This window comes from Spirillospora sp. NPDC049652 (assembly GCF_040675125.1).
Classification (GTDB): Bacteria; Actinomycetota; Actinomycetes; order Streptosporangiales; family Streptosporangiaceae; genus Spirillospora.
This window is the reverse complement of record NZ_JBFAOF010001217.1, coordinates 1-1,838: the sequence shown is the minus strand read 5'-3', so window position 1 is coordinate 1,838 and position 1,838 is coordinate 1. Positions and strand designations below refer to the sequence as shown.

Annotated in this window: 1 protein-coding gene; it reads right to left on the bottom strand. The window is 70.9% G+C overall.

All coding sequences use genetic code 11. From position 1 onward, the window contains the following. Positions 1-1,698: alanine--tRNA ligase (gene alaS / locus AB0J52_RS38710; protein WP_500188026.1), on the bottom strand; the 1,698-nt coding region annotated here is incomplete at its 3' end. Positions 1,699-1,838 lie beyond the last annotated feature (140 nt).

Here is a 1,838-nt window from a genome sequence, read left to right as displayed (position 1 = left end):
CGAGATGGCGACCTCGGCGTAGGCGGTGTCGCCCGCGCGCGCCTCGCCGCCGCGCACCACGCCGCGGTGCACGATCAGGCCCTTCAGCGGGGACTGGACGTCGCGGACCTCGATGTGCGCGCCGCCGCCGAGCCGGATCACGCCGGTGTCGGCGAGCTGGCCGCCGCCCTCGGCGTAGAAGGGAGTGCGGTCGAGCACGACCTCGACCTCGGCGCCCTCGCCCGCGGCGGGCACGTTCGCGCCGTTCACCAGCAGGCCGACCAGGCGGGCCTCGCCGATCAGGTGGCCGTAGCCGATGAAGTCGACCTTGCCGCCCGCCTCGGTGAGCAGCGCGTCCAGGACCGAGACGTCCAGGTTGCCGGTCTTCTTCTCGCGGGCGTCCTGCTTGGCGCGGTCGCGCTGCTCCTTCATCAGCCGGCGGAAGCCGTCCTCGTCCACCGACAGGCCCTGCTCGGCGGCCATCTCGAGGGTGAGGTCGATCGGGAAGCCGTAGGTGTCGTGCAGCTTGAACGCCTGGTCGCCGGCGAGCACCTTCGCCCCGGAGCGCCGCGTGTCGGCGACCGCGGTGTCGAAGATCGTCGTGCCGGTGCGCAGGGTGGAGAGGAAGGACTCCTCCTCCGCGTCGATGACCGTGTGGATGTTGGCGGCCGTGCGGACCAGCTCGGGGTACTGCTCGCCCATCGCCTTGATCGCGACGTCGGTCAGCTCGTGCATGAGGCCGGCGTCCTGCGCGCCGAGCAGCCGCAGGTTGCGGATCGAGCGGCGCAGGATGCGGCGCAGCACGTAGCCGCGGCCCTCGTTGCCGGGGCGGATGCCGTCGGCGACCATCATCGTGCCGGACCGGACGTGGTCGGCGATGACCCGCAGCGACACGTCCGCGCGGTGCTCGCGCCCGTAGGAGGTGCCGGTGAGCTTGGCGGCGCGGTCGAGGACCCGCCACAGGGTGTCGGTCTCGTAGATGTTCTCGACGCCCTGGAGGATGGCGGCCATCCGCTCCAGGCCCATACCGGTGTCGATGTTGCGGTGGGCCAGCGGGCCGAGGATCGGGAAGTCCTCCTTGCCCTCGCCGGCGCCGCGCTCGAACTGCATGAACACCAGGTTCCACACTTCGAGGTAGCGGTCCTCGTCGACGAGGGGCCCGCCCTCGCGGCCGTACTCCGGGCCGCGGTCGTAGTAGATCTCCGAGCACGGGCCGCACGGCCCGGGGACGCCCATGGACCAGAAGTTGTCGGCCATCCCGCGGCGCTGGATGCGCTCGGCGGGCACGCCGACCTTCTTGTTCCAGATCTCGGCGGCCTCGTCGTCGTCGTGGAAGACGGTGACCCAGAGCCTCTCCTCGGGGAACCCGAACCCGCCCTCGGACCGCGGCTTGGTCAGCAGGTCCCAGGCGAACGGGATCGCCTGCTCCTTGAAGTAGTCCCCGATCGAGAAGTTCCCCAGCATCTGGAAGAACGTGGCGTGCCGGGTGGTCTTGCCGACCTCGTCGATGTCCGGTGTGCGCACGCACTTCTGGGCGCTGGTCATCCGCTGCGACGGCGGCGTCCGCTGGCCGAGCATGTACGGCTTGAACGGGACCATCCCGGCGTTGACCAGCAGGAGGGTCGGGTCCTCGGCGACCAGGCTGGCCGAGGGCACCACCAAGTGCCCGCGCTCTTCGAAGAACTTGAGGAAGCGGCGTGCGACCTCTGCCGACTCCATATCAGTGGCCATCCTTGTCGTTGACGATCGTGTAACGCGCCCGCAGGACCCGGCGGCTGCCGCGGGGCTCCTCGGGTTCGGGGAGGGTCCGGTCGAGGCCGACCGCCTCCCGCAGCTCCTCCTCGCGCGCGGCGGACTCC